Origin of the sequence: Burkholderia sp. S171 (assembly GCF_009766085.1) — a bacterium.
GTDB lineage: Bacteria > Pseudomonadota > Gammaproteobacteria > Burkholderiales > Burkholderiaceae > Caballeronia.
This window is the reverse complement of sequence record NZ_LMUF01000053.1, coordinates 52,465-53,142: the sequence shown is the minus strand read 5'-3', so window position 1 is coordinate 53,142 and position 678 is coordinate 52,465.

The window sequence follows — 678 nt, the reverse complement described above, 5'->3', positions numbered from 1 at the left end:
CGGATGTTTCGCGCGTGACGCCGCCAAGTGTGGAGCGTCACCGTCGACACGCCCGTGGCGCCAGACATCTCAATGACGGCACGGTTTAAGGGCGGCATCATCTGACGCATCGCCCATTCTTTGAATTCCACGGTGTAAGACTTCATCTTCCATTCGCTTGCCGCCCCCCAAGTTTGCACTAAAAGTAAATTCGAGTGACGCGACAACTAGCCTGACATGGAGGGAAAGCGACAAAGAAACGAAGCAAAGAAAACGCTTTAACCGCACTACCCTAAGTGTCCACAGCGTGCCGTTTCTATTCATAGGTGCCCCAAAAGTACGGTGCTCGCCAGAACGGAGGATGTGTGAAACCCTCCTTCTCCGAACACAGGTTCTGACACGCTTCGCCACCAGTGATTGAATCTGCCCAAGGGGCACCCCGCGCTATTCGCGGACAACCTTCCACCGAATTTGTACGCATGCCGAACCACGTCGACAACCTACCTCGAAACGAGACCGCCGGATGCGTGAGGCCGTACCGAACGAAAATGTCCACGCAACTCATCAGCCGGCTCACCAACGATCGAAGCAGTAAATACATTGGGTTGTGATTAGCGAGGTTGGCCTCGCGGACCCCTGCGCAGGGCACTCAACCAAGCTGCCAAGAAACAAATCATTAAATGCGCGCGGGGCGGTACG